1 pseudogene is annotated in these 436 nt (G+C 46.1%); it reads left to right on the top strand.

Annotated features, from left to right (window positions below):
• Positions 1-436, top strand: a pseudogene (locus SB773_RS30145) (acetoacetate--CoA ligase); the annotation flags it as partial.

Below are 436 nucleotides of genomic sequence, written 5' to 3'. Positions count from 1 at the left end.
AGGGCATTAGGTGTTCGTGCAGAAGCCTTTGATGAACAAGGTCAATCATTGATTAATGAAGTCGGTGAATTGGTCATTACTAAACCGATGCCGTCCATGCCGCTTTACTTCTGGAATGATCAAGACGGGTCAAGATATTACGAGAGTTATTTCGATACGTATCCTGGAATATGGAAACATGGAGATTGGATAAAGATCGACGACAAGGGCAGCTGCGTCATTTATGGACGTTCCGACTCGACCATTAACCGTTCTGGTGTACGGATGGGGACTAGCGATATCTACCGCGTCGTCGAAGCGATCGATGAAGTTATGGAAAGCCTTGCCATTGATAGAGAAGTGCTTGGCCGCGGTTCTTCCTTGCTGCTGTTCGTCGTCCTTAAGCCTGGTAAAATCCTGGATGCAGCATTGACATCGAAAATCAATGAACAAATCC

Origin of the sequence: Bacillus sp. SIMBA_074 (genome assembly GCF_046534555.1) — a bacterium.
Lineage (GTDB): Bacteria > Bacillota > Bacilli > Bacillales > Bacillaceae_G > Bacillus_A > Bacillus_A mycoides.
Note: the sequence above shows the minus strand (reverse complement) of the source record. Positions and strands in the feature narration are given on the sequence as shown.